A 16,737-nucleotide genomic window follows, 5' to 3' on the forward strand; every position below is an offset into this window, starting at 1 on the left:
ACCCTCTAACTTATTACTTGCGGCCCGAAGGTTGACCTTCCGTAGTCGCTATTTCCCCAGCTTCCATCAACTGCTTAAAGCGACGTAAATCATTGGCAATTTGCTGTTCGGGAGCTTCGCCAAATAGTTTAGCCGCGCCAGCACCAATTGCACCGCCCGGAGGGTTGTATTCGATGACAACTTTTACCTCTGTACCCCGTCCCGCTGATGCCGGTTGAAAACGCACAAAGCCTGAATTGTCAACATCAGCTCCTTCCACCGACGCCCAAGCAATTAAGCGATTTTCTTCTTCACGGACAATCTCTGCATCCCATTCCACACTATTGCCCATCGGCGCGCTGGCAATCCAGTGAGAACGTGTTTGATCTATTACCGTAACGTGTTTGAGATGCTTCATAAACCGAGGCAAATTTTCAAAATTGCGCCATAAACGGTACAATTCCTCAGCCGGTTTGTCGATCGTCACGGTCTTTTCAACTTTAATGCTTTGATTCGGATCGGCAGCCGACTGCAAACCCTCCACAACCCCCAGACCACGGGCTGCTAAACTGCCACCGGCAACCGCCAGCAAAGCACCTCGCAAAGAACGCTGCGACAAACCAAAAAGCACCAGCGCCCCACCGCCTATTAAAGATGCCCAGCGTTCGGTATCACCGCTGCTACTTTGGTTTTGTTTGTCGGAATTTGTCATTGAACTAGATTCCATTGCTTTCAACCTGGTAAATTAATAGCGAAAAATAGCAGCTAAAGGTGCCTCGTTCGGCACTTTTTCCGGTGGCACCGCGTAAACAGTTCCGCCGTTGAGAATAGTTTGAATTGCTGCGACATTCAACAAATCTTCGTCACCCAATTCTGCATCGGGATGGATTTGCACCGAGTTCGTATCGGGATTAAAACTACCCCACTGCTGAACGCCAAGAGCAACAAATAGTCGATCTACCCGTCCAAAATAAGCAGCCGAAACAGCTTCTTTCAAATCAGCAGAAATTTTATCGCTTCCTGTCAGATCGTGGTATTGTGCGATCGCCTCTGACTGAGCCTGCAAAAACAAAGGTTCCACCAGCGGCCAAGCTTCTGCCCGCAACTCTTCCGGCTTGAGAAGTTTCTGATTGCCTGTAATTCCTTCTTCAACTAAATGCTGGTAGGTATTGGCTTCTCGGTAAAGCGGGAGCAAATACTCAACTCCAGCTAACACTAAAGGAGCTTTTTTATTCCGCAAATATTTGTGCAGCGCCGCATCGATTATGTGGAAATACTGCAATATTTCATGCTGGCGCTCATCTTGATCTGGACTTCCTTGACCGTGAAAACTTCCCGGCTGCTGAAAAGAATTATTAGTGCCTCCTTTGGAAGTAGCAATCCGAAACTGACCATCTTTAGCAGTCGGGTCATATTGCAGAGCCTCATCAAGGCTTTTCGGCAAGTTTTCAACTTCAACTTCCCGAGCACTGTAAGGCGTACACTCAATCAGCCTCACTTCCTTCTGACTGAGAGCTAAAACATAAAATAAATTATCTCCTGTCAGCATAGGCATCAGCGGTTTGACGTGAAAATTGTCGCTAACAACCACTAATTCATCAAAATTCACCGGACAGGTATAGTAGCGGAAAAATCCCGAACCGACAAAAATCGCCAGCAGGTTGCTTTGATTTTCCCAAAAGTTTTCCTGGTCAATTTCTGCTCGGACTGGCTCTAGCAATTGGGCAGCTTCTTTTTTGTCAAATCCGTACTCTACAATTTTGTCTTCAGCCTCTCTGATTAAATTTTTGAACCGAATCGGGTTTTGTTGAATTTCTGTTCCTTGAGCGACTGGCATATAAATAGAGACGCACAATCCAGGAGATTGTTGTACCAGCGCTTTGAGTTCCTCTACAGATATTAAGTTCACCGCTGAAACTCCTTTGCTAAGGGGTTATGTAATGAAAACAACCGATTCTTTAAAATGTATCTCTCCTGACGTGGCCCCTGCGTCTGCCTAAAGTAAGGATCGGCTGCTGTAGAGCATTTCCTCGCCGAACTAAAACGGGGTTTGCAGCGGCTGTTTCAATCAAACTGCTTATGACCTAAGATAGACGCGCCTAAATCGGGCAATATTTTACCATAATTTAATTTAGTCTGGTTCAAATACTCGTTATATATAATAATGAAAACAAAAAATTTTCTGGGGTTGCTCTGGGCAACATTTATTGCCTATACCTTACTGCTAGCTCCTCTCGATCAGCCCGGAACGCTAACAGTTATAGAAAAAATGCTCAAGTTGCAGCTAGAAGGAATTAACCCCTACCTTGTCACCATATTCGCTCTCATGGGAGTGTGGCCGATGGTCTACGCTTGCCTCTTATTCATTGATGAGAAAACCCAAAATATATCCGCTTGGCCTGCTTTCATCGCTTCCAACGGCGCGGGCATCATCGGCTTAATTCCCTATTTACTCCTCCGCCAGCCTCAGCCACAATTTTCCGGTGGCAAAGATATGTTGATCAAAATATCAGACTCCCGCTGGACAGGGATTCTACTTTTACTAACAACAATCTGGCTGTTAGCTTGGGCTTGGTTAAATGGAGATTGGGGAGATTATGTCAGCCAGTGGCAGTCAATTCCTTTTGTGCATTTAATAACTTGGGATTGTTGCTTGATGGCTGTAATATTTCCCTCACTTTTGGGAGACGACATGGCACGTCGCGGACTCTCGGACGATCGCATTTTTTGGGCAGTGTCTCTAGTTCCGCTGTTAGGGCCGCTAGTTTATCTTTGTCTGCGCCCTCCTCTGCCAGAATCTGCAACAGAAATCGCCACTTTCCCACTCACAGCCCGAAATTGAAACATTGAAAAATTTGGTAGTGTTCAAGATGTAATGATATAGGAGTAAAGTTGATTTCCTTCTCCTCTGCTGATGCCTGCCTGTCCAACCTGTGCCTCTTCCCTAACCGTCAAAAATGGTCGCATCCACAACGGTAAACAGCGATTTAGCGGAGTTAGGCTTGGTACGAGTTACGGCAGTTGCGGGAGGGTTTGAGCAAGAGTATTCGGAATTTGGATCGGAGTGCGGATGTTTATACGCGGGTTCATTGGGAGGAAACGCGCGATCGGATTTCTAAGGTTTTGAATGCACAGATTCAGTCGAATTAATTGCGGGTCGAGAAACCGGGTTTTTTATGATAATATTTCGTTAGAGCATCGCAGATTTGCTCAAAAACCGGGTTTCTTATAATCTCAGTCAACTTAAAATAATAGCGATCGCCGATCAATTGACAAAACGTCCGCTTCTCCGTTTTACTGCCCACGTCCTGGTTTGCAATCTACGAAACCTAACGCTTCTGTGTCGAGAAAACTGGCATCGAAATGGCGATCGGATATTCAATTTTCGCAGCACGCGCAATTAGAGCAGCTTTAATTCGTTCTGGCAAACGTCCCAAAATAACTTCGGCATCAGGAGAAAGTTGTTCTTGAAGTTTAGCTTGCATGACATTCACCTTTGGGTTGGAATTTGATAGATACATTCAAGCCACTACCCAACTCAGATTTAGCGGTCTAACGTTGCCAATCACCCGCCGCAAATTACCTCAGACTGCCACCGACAGGATTTCGACGGTCGGGTGCATTGGCGTTGTTCGAGTGCGCGCATCTCTTGCCGTATTTTGATGCTACCGCAAAAAAGCGCGTAACTTTTCAAGTTCATCACCCTGTAAACACTTAGCAAAAGAACGGTGGATCCGAGCATTTGGATGGGGGAGAAAAGCAAAAAATCTTTCACGATTCCCTATCTCAACGAACTCGGATATTGAATTTGCTGTAGAGATATTGAATTGGCTTTGAATCACTTGCTTTGCGCGTGCCCCCAGTACCACTATCACTTTTGCTCTTGCTAGTTCTAAAACTCTCAACAAGTAGGCTTCCACACATTGCTCCTGTGATTCTTCTACACCAGTTTCGGCACGAGACTTACAATGCACTATCTCGGTAAGCGCATAATCAATGCCTGGACTAACGTTCCGTTGAAGTAGCTCAATCGCACGTTGTCTAACCGCTGCCCAAAATCGAGTAGAGCGACTATATTTCCCGTCTTTTAGCAAGGATTTTGTACCATCAACGATCCAGTGCTTACGTCCTCCTCCAAAACGGTAATTGAAATAATCGTGTACTTCGCTACATGACCAATCCCAAGTTGGGTAATCTTCATCAGAGCCAATTGATGGATTTGAACTCAGGAAGAGAATGGGTGCTTGCTCTATCTGTCCACTCCAAGGTTCAGGCACTTGAAATTTTTCTAACCCAATTGCATTTTGAGAGTCAACAATTTTACGACATGGATTTTCAACAGAAATATCTTCTTGACACTCTCGTGCATGGGGACAATGAACAATTTCACTTAGCAGAGTTTTTTCAGACATTCCCGAAATATATCAACTGATTACGAGTTTACGAAAATCTAGCAGTCGAACTTATAATTGTATCGCAGTTGCGGTACAATACCCAAGAGAAGAGAAAAATACCGCAGATCGCTGATGTATTTCACCAAAGGTAGCCAGTAATCCACACATCAATTGCTGGCGAGCGATGAGAATTCAACCAAATTGTCATGCGGCTAAAACGGGATGGTCGAGTTTGCGGACTGCATACAACAGCGCAGCTTTAATATCCTCAAGTTCCAAGTCTGGCAATTCTTCGAGAAACTTAAAAATTTGCTTACCCGCAGCTAGCAACTCTAGGATATCGATGACTCGAATCCGCATTCCCCGGGTGCAGGGACGACCGCCACATTGTCTGGGGTTCACTGTGATTCTGTCAAACAGATAAGCAACGGATGCTGGCATTGGTTAAAATTGTTTGAAACTTTTGTCTCTAGCTTACTTCATTTATCGCCCCACACTCATACCGCGATATAATTCTGCGATGCCACCTCGATAAAGCGCATCAACTAAGTTGCGATCGTTAGTATGAGTTCTTGAGCATTAAACAGTTTACGTTTGGAGGCATTGAGAAATTCGATGCTAACTGGTTCGTCACTTTCGTCATAACTGACAATCACGCCTCCAGGTTCAGAGATAGCATTAGCTGGAAACGCATCACGGAAAATAAAAATCAGAATGTCTGCTTCTGCATCGTATTTAACTTTCATTGGGATTCTCCTGCCAATATCGCTTGACTTGATTTGTCCAGTACAGGGTTAAAATTCGCCTGGTTTTGCCAATTTCAACAAAGGGTACTCTCAGAAGACCATTGCCTCGTTTAATTTGAGCCACCAAAACATCCTCTTCCACGATAATCTGTTGAGGATTGGTGACAGTCGCTTCAACCTCTTCCCTGGTAATTCTCAATCGCTCCTCCCATTGTTACTGACGCTCCTGGGCGTGTTTTGTCCAAACAATTTGCATATATCCTCATACTCCCGATTCCTCTGTAGGTTCCATTTTGGATTTTGCATTTTTAATTCTAACGCCTCTATAGGGTTTTCATCTATTATAGGTATAGTTAAGATTATAAAATTTATGACCACAGCAGTATCTATTGACATTGGTAAGCTCATTACACACACTCCCGGACTGCATGGTGGATGTCCCCACATCGTTGGTAAAGGCATTACCGTTCGCCGCATCGCAACCTGGTACAAGCGAGGATTGAATGCTGAAGAGATTTGCGATCGCATTCGTTAATCTCCCTTCTGTTTCCAGACGTGCTGCCGAAAATTGCCGAGTAATTTGGTGTCTCTAGGGCGGTTGTTCTGAATAAAACTTTTCTCTCAGTTAATTCTCTAAATTCTATGTTGGAAGAACCGTTGGCGAGCAATACCAGTGAAGAAAACTCTCTAGTCACCGCTGTGATCTCTCATGTAGTGAAACCGGGGCGCGACCAAGGTTACGAAGCATGGTTTCATGGCATCGCTGCAGATGCACGAAAATTCAAGGGACATCTGGGTGTCAGCACTATTCGACCCCAGCATCACGCTCATCCTGAGTACGTGGTCATTCTCAAGTTCGATTGCTACGACAATCTCAAGACATGGCTAGAATCTGATGTTCGGCGAGAGTGGATTGAGCGATTACAGCCCTTGATTGAAAGGCCAGAAGATATTCAAACCCTGACCGGATTGGAAACCTGGTTTACGCTGCCCAATAAATCGATGAAGGCTCCACCCCCTCGCTACAAAATGGCGTTAGTTACATGGTTGGGAGTGTTTTTTACCATTTCTATTCTCAATCGTTTGCTGGTACCGCTACTATCAGGGCTTCCTGCCTTGCTCATATCTCTGATGATCACAGGCCTCACTGTTATCCTGCTCACCTATTTGATCATGCCGCGCTTAACACAATTATTTCGCAAATGGTTATATCCCATTCCCTAAATTAAATAAACAAAACCCGCTAGATGCGGGCTGAATTTTAAGAATTGCAATTTAACTCACTACTATGACTTAGGCAGAAACCGGGTTTTTTAGCGAAATAGTGGATTTGAGACTTTAATACTGGTGAAAAACCCGGTTTCTTTGGTATTTCTGCGTAAGTCCTAACTACATCACAACTGCACTAATCAAAGTTTGCACATTTTGTACAACAGCAGTAGTAAAATTATGAGTCACAGGCAAACTGTCAACCACTATTCCGGCGCACAATAGCATCAGGTACAGAATAGAGTATTTAAAGAGCGATCGCGCAACAATCTTATCCTCTGGAGTCTGCAACAGCAACCAAGCTTTTTGGGCAAAAATAGCACCCAGGAAAATAGCTGTACCCGCATACACCGCGCCCGCTAAATGCAGGGGATAAACTAGCAGCAAAGTTGCAGGAATCATCAATAGCGTGTAAATCCAAATTTGGCGGGCTGTCTCTTCGTCGCCCTCAATTACGGGTAACATCGGGACGCCTACTTCCTTGTATTCGTCGCGAATCATCATTGCTAATGCCCAAAAATGCGGCGGTGTCCACAGGAAGATAATCCCAAACAGCAGCCACGCACCCCAACTCAAATCTCCCGTCACCGCAGCCCACCCAACTAGCGGCGGAATCGCCCCTGCTGCACCGCCAATGACGATGTTTTGCACGCTGTGACGCTTCAGCCAGTGGGTGTAAATTAGGACATAGAAAACGATGCCTGACATTGCTAGCAATGCCGCTAATAAGTTGGCAACAACTGTCAGCAATGTAAAGGATATTGTAGCTAGGGCGATCGCAAATATCAAAGCATCCCGCTTCTTGACACGCCCGGAAGGAATCGGCCTCCACCGGGTGCGCTCCATAATATAATCGATGTCGCTGTCGTAGACACAATTAATCGTATTCGCCGACGCAGAAGCTAAAGCGCCTCCGGTAATAGTTGATACCAGTAATAGCGGGTCTACTTCTCCTTTGGCCGCCATCCACATTCCTGCTGATGTGGTGATTAGCAGCAGTAAAATAATTCTGGGTTTTGTTAGTTGATAGTAACTTTTCACCACTTGCGAAAAGTTTTCGTGGAGGCGGGGGCTGTCGTTGGTAAGGATTTCTTGCATCGGTTGTAAGCTGTTAGTAATTATTTGCGAATTCGTCATTAGGTTGTATGGGCGGGTTTTAGGATAAATATTTGCTGTAGCTACAAGGATTAATAAACCCGCCCCATCTTACTTATCTCTCAAGCTGATAAAACTCGATCGCGCCAAGCTAAAACACTAAAAGCTATCAGGGTTCCCAGCAAAGCAGCACCGACTGCTTGGTGGGCGACTGTCAGCGGTTCTACCTGAAGGTGCAGCCGGAATGTTGCTAATCCCAGAACTAATTGAGCAATTAGGCAAACACTCGCCCAGTTAGCCAGTTTTCGCAAGTTTGGACTCAGTGCAGGCTGCCGCCAAGCCATGACTGCTACGGCTAAAGTCGCTGCTGTAGCTGGTACGATACCGGCGATGTGGCTGTTCATTACCGAGCACAATTCTGAGGAGTCTAAACATTGGTGCAGTGCCCATCTAGAGCCTACTAATGCTCCTAGCAAACTTTGCAGGTAAACTAATAATGCTGCGATCGAACTTACCCAAGCTAATTTGCCGACATTTCCTGTAGCTTGGTAGGGAGTCAGCATGAAACCGATGACTAGCAGGGTGCCAAAAAATAGTAAAGCTGTTCCCAAGTGAGCGGTAACGATGTCAAATCTCAGCAGTTGTGTTACTGTCAAGCCGCCCAATACGCCCTGAAAAACGATTAGAAATACTGCCCCAGCGCTCGCCCAAGGCAGCCATTTTGGCAGGCGGCTGCGGTAAAACAAAGATAGTCCTAAAAGTGCGATCGCGCTCAAGCCAATTGCCGCTGCGTCCAACCGGTGAAACCACTCCAGAAATACCTGCAAATTCATTTGCGCTGCGGGTATTAATTGACCGTAGCACAGCGGCCAGTCGGGGCAAGCGAGCCCCGCATTCATGACTCGCGTGGCGCTGCCTACGGCCATTAACAGCCAGGTTGCGATCGCAATTTTCCACACTAGACCGCGGATAATATCTTGTGGCTGCCACTGCACTCCTGCTGCGTTTGGCTGATTTACAACTGAGTTTGCCATGAACTTTACCTTAGCCTTTGTTATCGATCGAACTTAATGAAATAGCGAGCTTTTACTTTTGCTGAGCTTAGCGGAGCTTAACACTCTTTTTCTGTGACAAACCGTCATATATACTACCTTAGCGACATCGCAATCCAATTAGTTTGTCTTTAGATATTTTTCAACTTTCCTCTTTACATTACAAAGTATTGCAGCTATTTTTATAAATTTCAACAAACTTTAATTATTTTACCGAACCCTTTGCTGTTACAGCCTCCCTCCCTGTCCCCCTCGCGGAGAAAAATAAAGATATGATTAAGAAAAGCTTTTTTTCAAAGGTTTATGATATATATCCAACTTTGAACGTAAAAATTTGTAACTAAATACAGGACTGAAGAGTTAGCCCCTAGGTGTTTTTCAAGGTAGTTCTCAGGTGTACTCACGTCAGATTGTATAATTCAGTTCCAACACTCAGCGTTTTATCTAATTCACCAGTTATCATTTCTTGCCTGCTTAACTAAATTTGGAATGGAGGAAGTGGCGCTCTTGCAGGGTAGGGTTCACTAATCTTTGATGCGGTAACTTATAAAAATTCCTGCATTTTTCTGGTGGAACCACCTTGAAAGCATTCAGACTAAAGAGTGCGATCGCTATTTTGACTATGCCAATGTTACTGAATTATATCAGATCCGGGCGATCGCATATAATAAGGGAATAGTGACTACTGGATTTTAGGCTTGCAGGGTGTCTCAGCTCCGAAATCATCAATTGATAGATCCAATCACTCTATCTGATGCAATCTATATCAATTCGGGATCGCCAAGTTAAAATCACTTTTTCTCCTGGTTCAATGTTTTTGACTCGCTCCTAATAACTAATGACTAATGACTTCGTTATTTCAAAAATCTAAAAAGGTAAAATTATGTCCCAAAAAAACGAAACCGCTGTTCTGGTATTATCGCTCCTAATTACGATCGGGCTAGCCGGTGCAGGTATTTGGTGGCTGACAAGCCGAGGCGGCATCAATGTCGGGGGTTTATCACCCCAAAATCCGACTTTTCCCAACTCGGCGACGGGGAATTCCCCCCAGTCAGAGCAGGCAATTGGGCAGCGTCTGAGTGCTGGCGAAAAACTGTTACTTCCAGATCAAGCCACAACAACCAAACAAGCAGCAGTACAGGCGATCGCATCTGGCAACTATAACGCAGCTATTTCCGACTTACAAGCTTCGCTGAAAACGAATCGCAACGATCCCGAAGCACTAATTTACCTCAACAACGCCCGCATCGGCGATCGCAAATCCTACACAATTGCCGCCGCAGTTCCCATTGGCAGCGATATCAATGGTGCTCAAGAAATTCTGCGGGGCGTCGCTCAAGCTCAAAATGAAATCAACCAAAGTGGCGGCATTAGCGGTACTCCATTAAAAGTGCTAGTTGCTAACGACGACAACAACCCAGAGATTGCCTCGCAAATTGCCAGTGCTTTAGCAAATAACTCTGAAGTTTTAGGAGTGATCGGGCATTTTAGTTCTGACGCAACGCTAGCAGCCAGCAAGATTTACCAGCAAAAACAATTAGTAGCAATTTCTCCCACAAGTACGTCGGTGCAGCTTTCAGGAGTTGGCAACAATATATTTCGGACAGTGCCGAGCGATCGGTTTGCGGCTAATGCTATTTCCCGCTATATGCTGACAAAATTGCAAAAGCAAAAAGCTGCTGTATTTTTCAATTCTGCTAGCAATTATAGCAAATCTTTAAAAAGTGAATTCACTACTGCTCTTTACGGAGATGGCGGACAAGTAGTATCGGAATTTGACTTTGCTAAGGGTAATTTTAATGCTGCCGAGAGCTTTAAAAGTGCGATCGCCCAGGGAGCAGAAGTGATTGTTTTAGCAGCCAATACCGCCACGCTCGACCAAGCTTTGCAAGTAGTGCAAGTAAACGCCAAACGCCTGCCGTTACTAGCAGGAGACGATGCTTATACTGCTAAAACACTGCAAATCGGTGGCGCAGCCGCAACAGATATGGTGCTAGCTGTTCCTTGGCACATTCTCGCAGATCCGCAGTCAAACTTTCGCCAAACATCCAAACAACTTTGGAATGCTGAAGTAAGTTGGCGCACAGCTTTAGCCTACGATGCGACGATCGCCTTAATTGCCGGTTTAGGGCGCAATCCGACTCGTACAGGTATTCAACAAGCGTTATCGGCGTCAGATTTTTCCGCAAATGGAGCATCGGGCCCGATTCGGTTTTTACCTTCGGGCGATCGTAATCGCGCAGTTCAGTTAGTAACTGTTAAACCCGGAAATCGCACCAGTTACGGTTACGATTTTGTGCCGATATCTGGTTTGTAAACTATTGGCGATCGCCCAATTTCGGTTATACTATTCATTGGTAATTTCTAGGGTTGGTCAAGCAGAAAGGCTTACGAAATGAGTAGTTATATCAAATCCGCTTGCCTCGGAATTAATATTACGCACAATCAGGAAACGGCAGTGCCATTTCCCTACAATTAATCGGGTGAGAATTACATCTCTCATTAAGTGTTCTTGATTATTTGGGCGTAGGGAAACGGCATTGCCCAAGGCGTGTCAACTTAAGCTTTTAGTCCATCAATCCTCCCGCCTACCCGCCAGTCCGCCAGGGGTTGAAACCCCTGTCTAATAGCAAAAGTCCTCTGAAGAGGACTGAGAATAAAAATTTTTAAACTCATTAGTCCTCTTTAGAGGACTTTAGCTTTGAGGCAGGGAATTCATTCCCTGTCGGACTGTGGGACAGTCGGACTACTAAATTCTCCCATACTTACTTCTGTTTGATTACAACCAAAGTAATGTCATCAAATACTTTTTGCTCCCCGATGTATCGCCGCACGTCGTCAATAATAGCTTGCTTGATTTCTGCTGCTGACTTTTCCCTGTTAATGGCAACAAGTTCAATCATTGGCTCAATACCGTATTCCTTTTGATTCATATCAAAAGCTTCGGTAATTCCATCTGTGTAGAGTACGACAACATCCCCGGAATTTAACTCTATTTCAGTAGTAGCAATGAAATCGGCAATATCTGGTTCCAAGGCGATGGGAAAGCCTAACTCCATCGTATCAATCCGCTCTACTTCGCCACTGGAACGCACGACAATTACCTCTTCGTGCTGTCCGCTCAAACGCAGGATGTTGTCCCCCCGATATTCCAGCAAAGAAAGGCTCATACTTTTACCGCAATTGATGCGCTCTACGTTGTCAAAAAGCGTTTGGTTGACTGTCTGCAATAATTTAACTGGGTCGGTTTCATTGTGAACTAACAAAGTGCGAATTGCTGTTTGTGCCATAATCATTAACACGCCGCTTTCTAAACCGTGTCCTGTCACATCGCCGATGCCAATTGTGGCTTTACCGCCGTAATTTAGTACGTCGTAGTAGTCGCCGCCAACTTCATCAGCGGGTTCCATGAATGCAGCAATTTCTAGCCCTTCAATTGACTCTAATTCCTGCTGTTGAGGCAAAATCATTTGTTGCAGGCGGCGGGTTACGTCTAGTTCGGCACTCATGCGAAGGTTTTCTACTTTTAGCCGATCGTTCAAAACCAATATTTCTGCATTAGCTTGGGCTAATTGTGCGGTGCGATCTTCTACTTTTTGCTCTAAAGTTCGGTTGTAATCTTCTAATTTTTCGTAGAGAGTTGCATTTTCAATCGATATCGCAGCTTGAGCGGCAATGATTTTTAAAGTTTCCACTCTTTCCGAGGTAAATGCGCCGATCGCCAAATTATTTTCTAAGTAGAGAATTCCACCTAGTTTGCCTTGATTGAGTAGGGGAGTGCAGAGAATCGATTTGGGTTGAGTAGCGGTAATGTAAGAATCGCCAGTAAATAGTCCTTCATGGGTGGCGTTATTTAATACTACATTTTCGTGGCTGCGAGCGACGTAGTTAACGATGGCGGTTGACAGCAGGGGCATTCCAGTTGCAGTATCTACGGAATCTACGGCAATGGATTGCATAATGGTAATACGATCGCATTCTACTGCTGCTTCCGCTTCAATCGCCCAATTTCCGCCTTTATCCAGAATGAGAAAACCTTTTTGGGCGCCTGCGTTTTCAATCACAGTTTTCATCACCTGGTTTAACAATTGTTCGAGAACGATTTCACCGGAAATAGCTTGGGATGCTTTCATTACTGCGGCAAAATCTAGCGCTTCGCCGGAATTGCTACCAGTTGTGGTGATTGGATTGATGGTATTATTTTCAGTAGCTGTTCGGGTTGAACCAAGCGACTGAATGGCTAAAAATTGCGGGTATCGCGCTTCCAAATCTTTGACTTTAGCTACAGCCCCCCAGCGCTGATAAGCATAGTGGGCATCTTGCAGGTAGTGACGGGCAACATGATTTTGATTTCTGGCTAAATAAAACCTGCCTGCTAGTTCGTAGGCGAGGGCTTCTTCGTTGAGATATTCGTTTTCGCGGGCTAAGATGATGGCTTTGTCGTAATATTCTCTGGCATCTTTATCGTTGCCTAATACGCGATCGCGTTCCGCTTCCACTAGATAGAATTTGTGCAGGTAATTCATGGGAGCCTGCTTTGCCCATGTTTCCATTTTTTCTTGTTTAGCAGCCACCTTTGTCAGGATTTCTTCTCTTTCCGTTTCTGAGGAATTAGGATATAGCGCCAATCGGGCTAACATATCATACAAATAGACAGGAGGGAGAATATACGAAGAACCTGCATTAGCTGAGTATTCTTCAAAGCAGTCGGCATTCTCAACAGCTTGCTGAAATTCCTCAAAAATATAACAGAGAGTAACTTTATGTGAATAAGCTTGCATGAGCGCAGTTCTATCGCCACTTTCTAGATGAATTGGTATCATCTTTTCTTCATCATATACTTCACCAATCAAACGGCAGGGATTTTCTGCTTGTCCCATCAAGTTTAGGATCGCCTGCATATAAGTTTGAGTCCAATGAAGGTAAGGTTCCTGTTTAGTTTGATAAGTAACTTCAATTGCTTTTGCCATCTTTTTCTTCGCATCCATCAACTCCATACCGCTTAGGTACAAAGCGTAAGCATGGCTAGCTATAGCACTAGCAGCATATTCAATATCTCCTGTTTCTATGCCACTTTGATAAGCTTCCATACAAAAAGATGATGTATCTTTGAGAGGTTCATTCCAATGCTTGAGAAATAGATGATACATTGCATAAGTTCTGGCTTTGAATGTTTGATCTTTGAACCGTTCTAGTAGCTTCAAAGCAATTTGACCAAACTGATAGCCAGTGTCAATTTTTCCTGTTAGGCATAGGATTAGCCCATAACCTACGTATGGAAAAGCAGAATCAGCGGAATTACCATACTGAACTGATAAATTGACCTGTCTGCACCAATTTACCAAGCTCAGTTGATTAATTGCTATGAACGCAGGACCAAATAAGTAGTTCATGATCCTCATAGCTGCCAGTTTATGCGGATCTACCATTTGGGGTAAGTCGATTAGCTCCTGGACTTGCCTACCTGCTAAGGCAAATTTTATCTGCTCTATCTCTCGTGTCAGATCCGATTGGTTCGGTCGTTCCGGTAATTCTACCCCTAGTAATTTCATAACTTCTAGCCCAATGTCGATCGCCTCCATAAATTTCGTTTGGGCGCAATAAGCTTGCATTTTAATTTCATATATTTTTACTTTCTCTAACAGCGTTTTGGCTTTTTGCAAAACTACCCCAGATAAGCGCTCCATTTCATCGTAGTTAGCAATTGTATAAGCTGTTTCTGCTGCTTCTAAATACAAATCTAAGGTAAGGTTGTACTGCTGCGACCAACTCTTGTTATTTAACAAACTTAAGCCAATCTGAAGGTAATTGAAAGCTGGTTGACTAGCCGCTGAAGATTTGGCTTTTTTACCTGCCTGTAAGTTTAATTGAGCTAACTCGTATCGCTCTATTTGTTGATCTATCAGCGCTCGGCCTTTGTTCAACTGATTGACAATATCAAACAGCTTCTTTGCCACTTCTTCAGATGGTGTATTTTCCAGTAACAACCTGCCCACGCGCAGATGTACTGACTGTCTATCAGGTTCGGAGATGAGAGAGTAAACTGCTTGTTGAATGCGATCGTGGGCAAATTTGTATTCTGCAACCAACCGATCGGACAAACCTGCTACATCAAGTTCCGCCAACTGATAGGCATGGCTGAGGGGTATAATTAGACCGGATTGAAGTGCTGACCGTAAATCTGTTGCTGTTTCTTGGAGGGATTTTTCATAGATAATCGCCAGCGTTCTCAAGTCAAACTGATTCCCCACGCAAGCTGCTAATTTTAATACTGCCTGAGTTGCTGTCGGGAGTTTTTTTACATTTTTGCTCGTCAGATCTAAAACGTTATCTGTAAGCGGTTGCGCTTTTATTTGTTCTAAGTCCCACTGCCATTTCTGAGATTCGTAGTTAAAATATAACCATGCTTCAGAATGCAGGGATTTTAAGAATTCATTGATAAAAAACGGATTACCACCAGTTTTTTGCTGGAGCAATTTGGCAAGCAATTTAGCATTTTTTGATTCCGCAAAAAGTGTATCAACTAAAAGTTGCGTAATATCGGTTAAGGCTAAAGGCGTCAAGAATATTTTATTAATTGTTGTTGCTTTGGCTTTCTCAATATTTTCCAATGTATGAATTAGCGGATGTGCCGAGCTTACTTCATTATCGCGATAGGCGCCAATAAAAAATAGATATTTACGATCTGCTACTGTCATCAGCAGTTGAATTAATTCCAGCGAGGCTCCATCTGCCCACTGCAAATCGTCTAAGAAAATTACTAACGGATGTTCGGGCTGAGTGAATATATTAATAAATTTTTGAAAAACCAGATTAAAGCGATTCCTCTGTTCTGCTGGAGGCAGATCTGGTAAGGGTGGTTGCGAACCAATAATTAGTTCTAATTCAGCAATAACTTCAACGATTACCCCTCCAGCTTCCCCTAATTCTGCTTGGATTTTATCTCGCCAGTTGCTAATTTGGGCATCGCTTTCTGTTAGTAACTGCCGTACTAATGAACGAAATGCCTGAATTAAGGATGCGTAGGGAGTATCTCGTTGAAACTGGTCAAATTTACCAGAAATAAAATAACCGCGTTGTTGAGTCAGCGGCTTATATATCTCCTGGATTAATACTGTTTTTCCAATCCCAGAATATCCAGAAACCAGCATCATTTCACTGGCTCCTTGGCTAACTCGCTCAAAAGCAGCTAATAAGGCAGAAATTTCCCGCTCTCGCCCGTACAGTTTTTGGGGAATTTGAAATCGATCGGAAATATTGTGCCGAGCGATTGGGAAAGGGTCAATTTGCTCTTTGCTCTGCCATTGTCTGAGACATTCTTGTAAATCTGCCTTTATTTGATATGCTGACAAGTAGCGTTCCTCAGCATTTTTTGCCATTAATTTCAACACGATCGCTGAAATAATAGGTGGAACTTCTGGTTTGACTTCGTGCGGTGCGATAGGTTGTTTAGCAATATGACAATGCACTAATTCCAAAACATCATCCGTGGGGAAAGGTAACTGTCCGGTTAGTAATTCATAAAAAGTTATCCCCAGCGAGTAAAAATCAGTGCGGTAATCGATTCTTCGATTCATGCGACCTGTTTGTTCTGGCGAGAGATAAGCCAGCGTTCCTTCTAATATGTTCGGGTTAAGAAAGGTTGGGTTTTCTCGCGACAGTGTTGTGGAAATTCCAAAATCAATTAGCTTCAGCTTACCTGTCTGCTGATTGAAAACAATATTTGATGGGTTAATATCTTTATGAATAATGTGCTGCTGGTGAACCTGACCGAGAATGTCAACAATCTCAATTGCCAGATGGAGAAATTCAGCAATTGTAAATTGTTTCTTAGCGATTATCTGATTGAGGGATTCGGCACCAAAATCTTCTAACTCAATTACCCACTGATTTTCTAGGTTTTGGAAGCTGTAAACATCTATTACGCCTGGTAACTTAATGTTTTGGGTTATTTCATACTCTCGCTTAAACCAGGCAATTTTTTCAGGTGAAGGATAGGCTTGTTTGAGCATTTTGAGGATAACAGGCAGATTGTCTGCTTGCCGATATCCGCGATAGACTAACGAGTTACTGCTCTCATGCAGTTTTTCAGTAATTTGGTAATTTTGCATAGTTAGGTTTTTATGATAAAAAACCGCAACAAGTGCGGTTTGAGATGATGAAATATCAATCTACTTTCCCAAGTGTAGAAAATTATTAGTG

15 protein-coding genes are annotated in these 16,737 nt (G+C 43.9%); 5 read left to right on the forward strand and 10 right to left on the reverse strand.

Annotation, left to right across the window (positions count from 1 at the left end; genetic code table 11):
• Positions 1-13: 13 nt before the first annotated feature.
• Positions 14-691, reverse strand: coding sequence for an SRPBCC family protein (locus QUA24_RS05585; protein WP_333227880.1), 678 nt, complete (start codon positions 689-691; stop codon positions 14-16).
• Between the two features lie 33 nt (positions 692-724).
• The gene (locus QUA24_RS05590; protein ID WP_333227882.1) at positions 725-1,888 is read right to left on the reverse strand and encodes a baeRF3 domain-containing protein; all 1,164 of its coding nucleotides are present in this window, start codon (positions 1,886-1,888) and stop codon (positions 725-727) included.
• 255 nt (positions 1,889-2,143) lie between these two features.
• On the opposite strand from QUA24_RS05590, the gene QUA24_RS05595 reads away from it, so the two are divergent.
• Both QUA24_RS05595 and QUA24_RS27290 read left to right on the forward strand, forming a co-directional pair.
• Positions 2,144-2,821 (forward strand): DUF2834 domain-containing protein, encoded by a 678-nt coding sequence (locus QUA24_RS05595; protein WP_333227884.1) that lies wholly within the window; start codon positions 2,144-2,146, stop codon positions 2,819-2,821.
• Between the two features lie 72 nt (positions 2,822-2,893).
• Positions 2,894-3,016 (forward strand): IS1/IS1595 family N-terminal zinc-binding domain-containing protein, encoded by a 123-nt coding sequence (locus QUA24_RS27290; protein WP_445242584.1) that lies wholly within the window; start codon positions 2,894-2,896, stop codon positions 3,014-3,016.
• 292 nt (positions 3,017-3,308) lie between these two features.
• On the opposite strand, the gene QUA24_RS05600 is transcribed toward QUA24_RS27290, so the two are convergent.
• The 5 genes from QUA24_RS05600 to QUA24_RS05620 all read right to left on the reverse strand — a co-directional run bounded on the left by QUA24_RS05600 (position 3,309) and on the right by QUA24_RS05620 (position 5,318).
• Positions 3,309-3,500, reverse strand: coding sequence for a hypothetical protein (locus QUA24_RS05600; protein WP_333227886.1), 192 nt, complete (start codon positions 3,498-3,500; stop codon positions 3,309-3,311).
• A 144-nt stretch (positions 3,501-3,644) separates the two neighbouring features.
• Positions 3,645-4,391, reverse strand: coding sequence for a uracil-DNA glycosylase family protein (locus tag QUA24_RS05605; RefSeq protein ID WP_333227888.1), 747 nt, complete (start codon positions 4,389-4,391; stop codon positions 3,645-3,647).
• Between the two features lie 186 nt (positions 4,392-4,577).
• The gene (locus QUA24_RS05610) at positions 4,578-4,814 is read right to left on the reverse strand and encodes a DUF433 domain-containing protein (RefSeq protein WP_333227890.1); all 237 of its coding nucleotides are present in this window, start codon (positions 4,812-4,814) and stop codon (positions 4,578-4,580) included.
• 104 nt (positions 4,815-4,918) lie between these two features.
• Positions 4,919-5,119, reverse strand: a complete 201-nt coding sequence (locus tag QUA24_RS05615; protein WP_333215034.1) for a DUF2283 domain-containing protein — start codon at positions 5,117-5,119, stop codon at positions 4,919-4,921.
• Positions 5,109-5,318, reverse strand: coding sequence for a hypothetical protein (locus tag QUA24_RS05620; RefSeq protein ID WP_333227892.1), 210 nt, complete (start codon positions 5,316-5,318; stop codon positions 5,109-5,111). Before QUA24_RS05620 ends, QUA24_RS05615 begins: the two co-directional genes overlap by 11 nt.
• 171 nt (positions 5,319-5,489) lie before the next feature.
• Here QUA24_RS05620 and QUA24_RS05625 point away from each other — a divergent pair, with 171 nt between their 5' ends.
• Both QUA24_RS05625 and QUA24_RS05630 read left to right on the forward strand, forming a co-directional pair.
• A complete protein-coding gene (locus QUA24_RS05625) occupies positions 5,490-5,654 on the forward strand; it encodes a DUF433 domain-containing protein (RefSeq protein WP_333215038.1) in 165 nt (54 codons plus the stop codon).
• Between the two features lie 107 nt (positions 5,655-5,761).
• On the forward strand, positions 5,762-6,343 hold the full coding sequence (locus QUA24_RS05630) for an antibiotic biosynthesis monooxygenase (RefSeq protein WP_333227894.1): 582 nt from the start codon (positions 5,762-5,764) through the stop codon (positions 6,341-6,343).
• A gap of 165 nt (positions 6,344-6,508) precedes the next feature.
• On the opposite strand, the gene QUA24_RS05635 is transcribed toward QUA24_RS05630, so the two are convergent.
• Positions 6,509-7,486 (reverse strand): heme o synthase, encoded by a 978-nt coding sequence (locus QUA24_RS05635; RefSeq protein ID WP_333215046.1) that lies wholly within the window; start codon positions 7,484-7,486, stop codon positions 6,509-6,511.
• Between the two features lie 119 nt (positions 7,487-7,605).
• Entirely contained in the window at positions 7,606-8,517 is a 912-nt protein-coding gene (locus QUA24_RS05640; RefSeq protein ID WP_333227896.1) for a heme A synthase, read from the reverse strand.
• A 901-nt stretch (positions 8,518-9,418) separates the two neighbouring features.
• On the opposite strand from QUA24_RS05640, the gene QUA24_RS05645 reads away from it, so the two are divergent.
• Positions 9,419-10,852 carry an ABC transporter substrate-binding protein gene (locus QUA24_RS05645; RefSeq protein WP_333227898.1) on the forward strand — a complete coding sequence of 478 codons (1,434 nt, stop codon included), beginning with the start codon at positions 9,419-9,421 and terminating at the stop codon, positions 10,850-10,852.
• 448 nt (positions 10,853-11,300) lie between these two features.
• Here the strand turns inward: QUA24_RS05645 and QUA24_RS05650 are convergent, their stop codons facing one another.
• Positions 11,301-16,646, reverse strand: coding sequence for an AAA family ATPase (locus QUA24_RS05650; protein WP_333227900.1), 5,346 nt, complete (start codon positions 16,644-16,646; stop codon positions 11,301-11,303).
• Positions 16,647-16,737: the final 91 nt, after the last annotated feature.

It is taken from the genome of Microcoleus sp. Pol12B5, assembly GCF_036701335.1.
Lineage (GTDB): Bacteria > Cyanobacteriota > Cyanobacteriia > Cyanobacteriales > Microcoleaceae > Microcoleus.

Excerpts from the sequence above, each read along its gene's own strand:
- QUA24_RS05600 (WP_333227886.1), bottom strand. The coding sequence starts at position 3,500 with ATGTATCTATCAAATTCCAACCCAAAGGTGAATGTCATGCAAGCTAAA.
- QUA24_RS05635 (WP_333215046.1), bottom strand. The coding sequence starts at position 7,486 with ATGCAAGAAATCCTTACCAACGACAGCCCCCGCCTCCACGAAAACTTT.
- QUA24_RS27290 (WP_445242584.1), top strand. The coding sequence starts at position 2,894 with ATGCCTGCCTGTCCAACCTGTGCCTCTTCCCTAACCGTCAAAAATGGT.
- QUA24_RS05625 (WP_333215038.1), top strand. The coding sequence starts at position 5,490 with ATGACCACAGCAGTATCTATTGACATTGGTAAGCTCATTACACACACT.
- QUA24_RS05630 (WP_333227894.1), top strand. The coding sequence starts at position 5,762 with ATGTTGGAAGAACCGTTGGCGAGCAATACCAGTGAAGAAAACTCTCTA.
- QUA24_RS05610 (WP_333227890.1), bottom strand. The coding sequence starts at position 4,814 with ATGCCAGCATCCGTTGCTTATCTGTTTGACAGAATCACAGTGAACCCC.
- QUA24_RS05640 (WP_333227896.1), bottom strand. The coding sequence starts at position 8,517 with ATGGCAAACTCAGTTGTAAATCAGCCAAACGCAGCAGGAGTGCAGTGG.
- QUA24_RS05605 (WP_333227888.1), bottom strand. The coding sequence starts at position 4,391 with ATGTCTGAAAAAACTCTGCTAAGTGAAATTGTTCATTGTCCCCATGCA.
- QUA24_RS05645 (WP_333227898.1), top strand. The coding sequence starts at position 9,419 with ATGTCCCAAAAAAACGAAACCGCTGTTCTGGTATTATCGCTCCTAATT.
- QUA24_RS05615 (WP_333215034.1), bottom strand. The coding sequence starts at position 5,119 with ATGAAAGTTAAATACGATGCAGAAGCAGACATTCTGATTTTTATTTTC.
- QUA24_RS05650 (WP_333227900.1), bottom strand. The coding sequence starts at position 16,646 with ATGCAAAATTACCAAATTACTGAAAAACTGCATGAGAGCAGTAACTCG.
- QUA24_RS05595 (WP_333227884.1), top strand. The coding sequence starts at position 2,144 with ATGAAAACAAAAAATTTTCTGGGGTTGCTCTGGGCAACATTTATTGCC.
- QUA24_RS05585 (WP_333227880.1), bottom strand. The coding sequence starts at position 691 with ATGACAAATTCCGACAAACAAAACCAAAGTAGCAGCGGTGATACCGAA.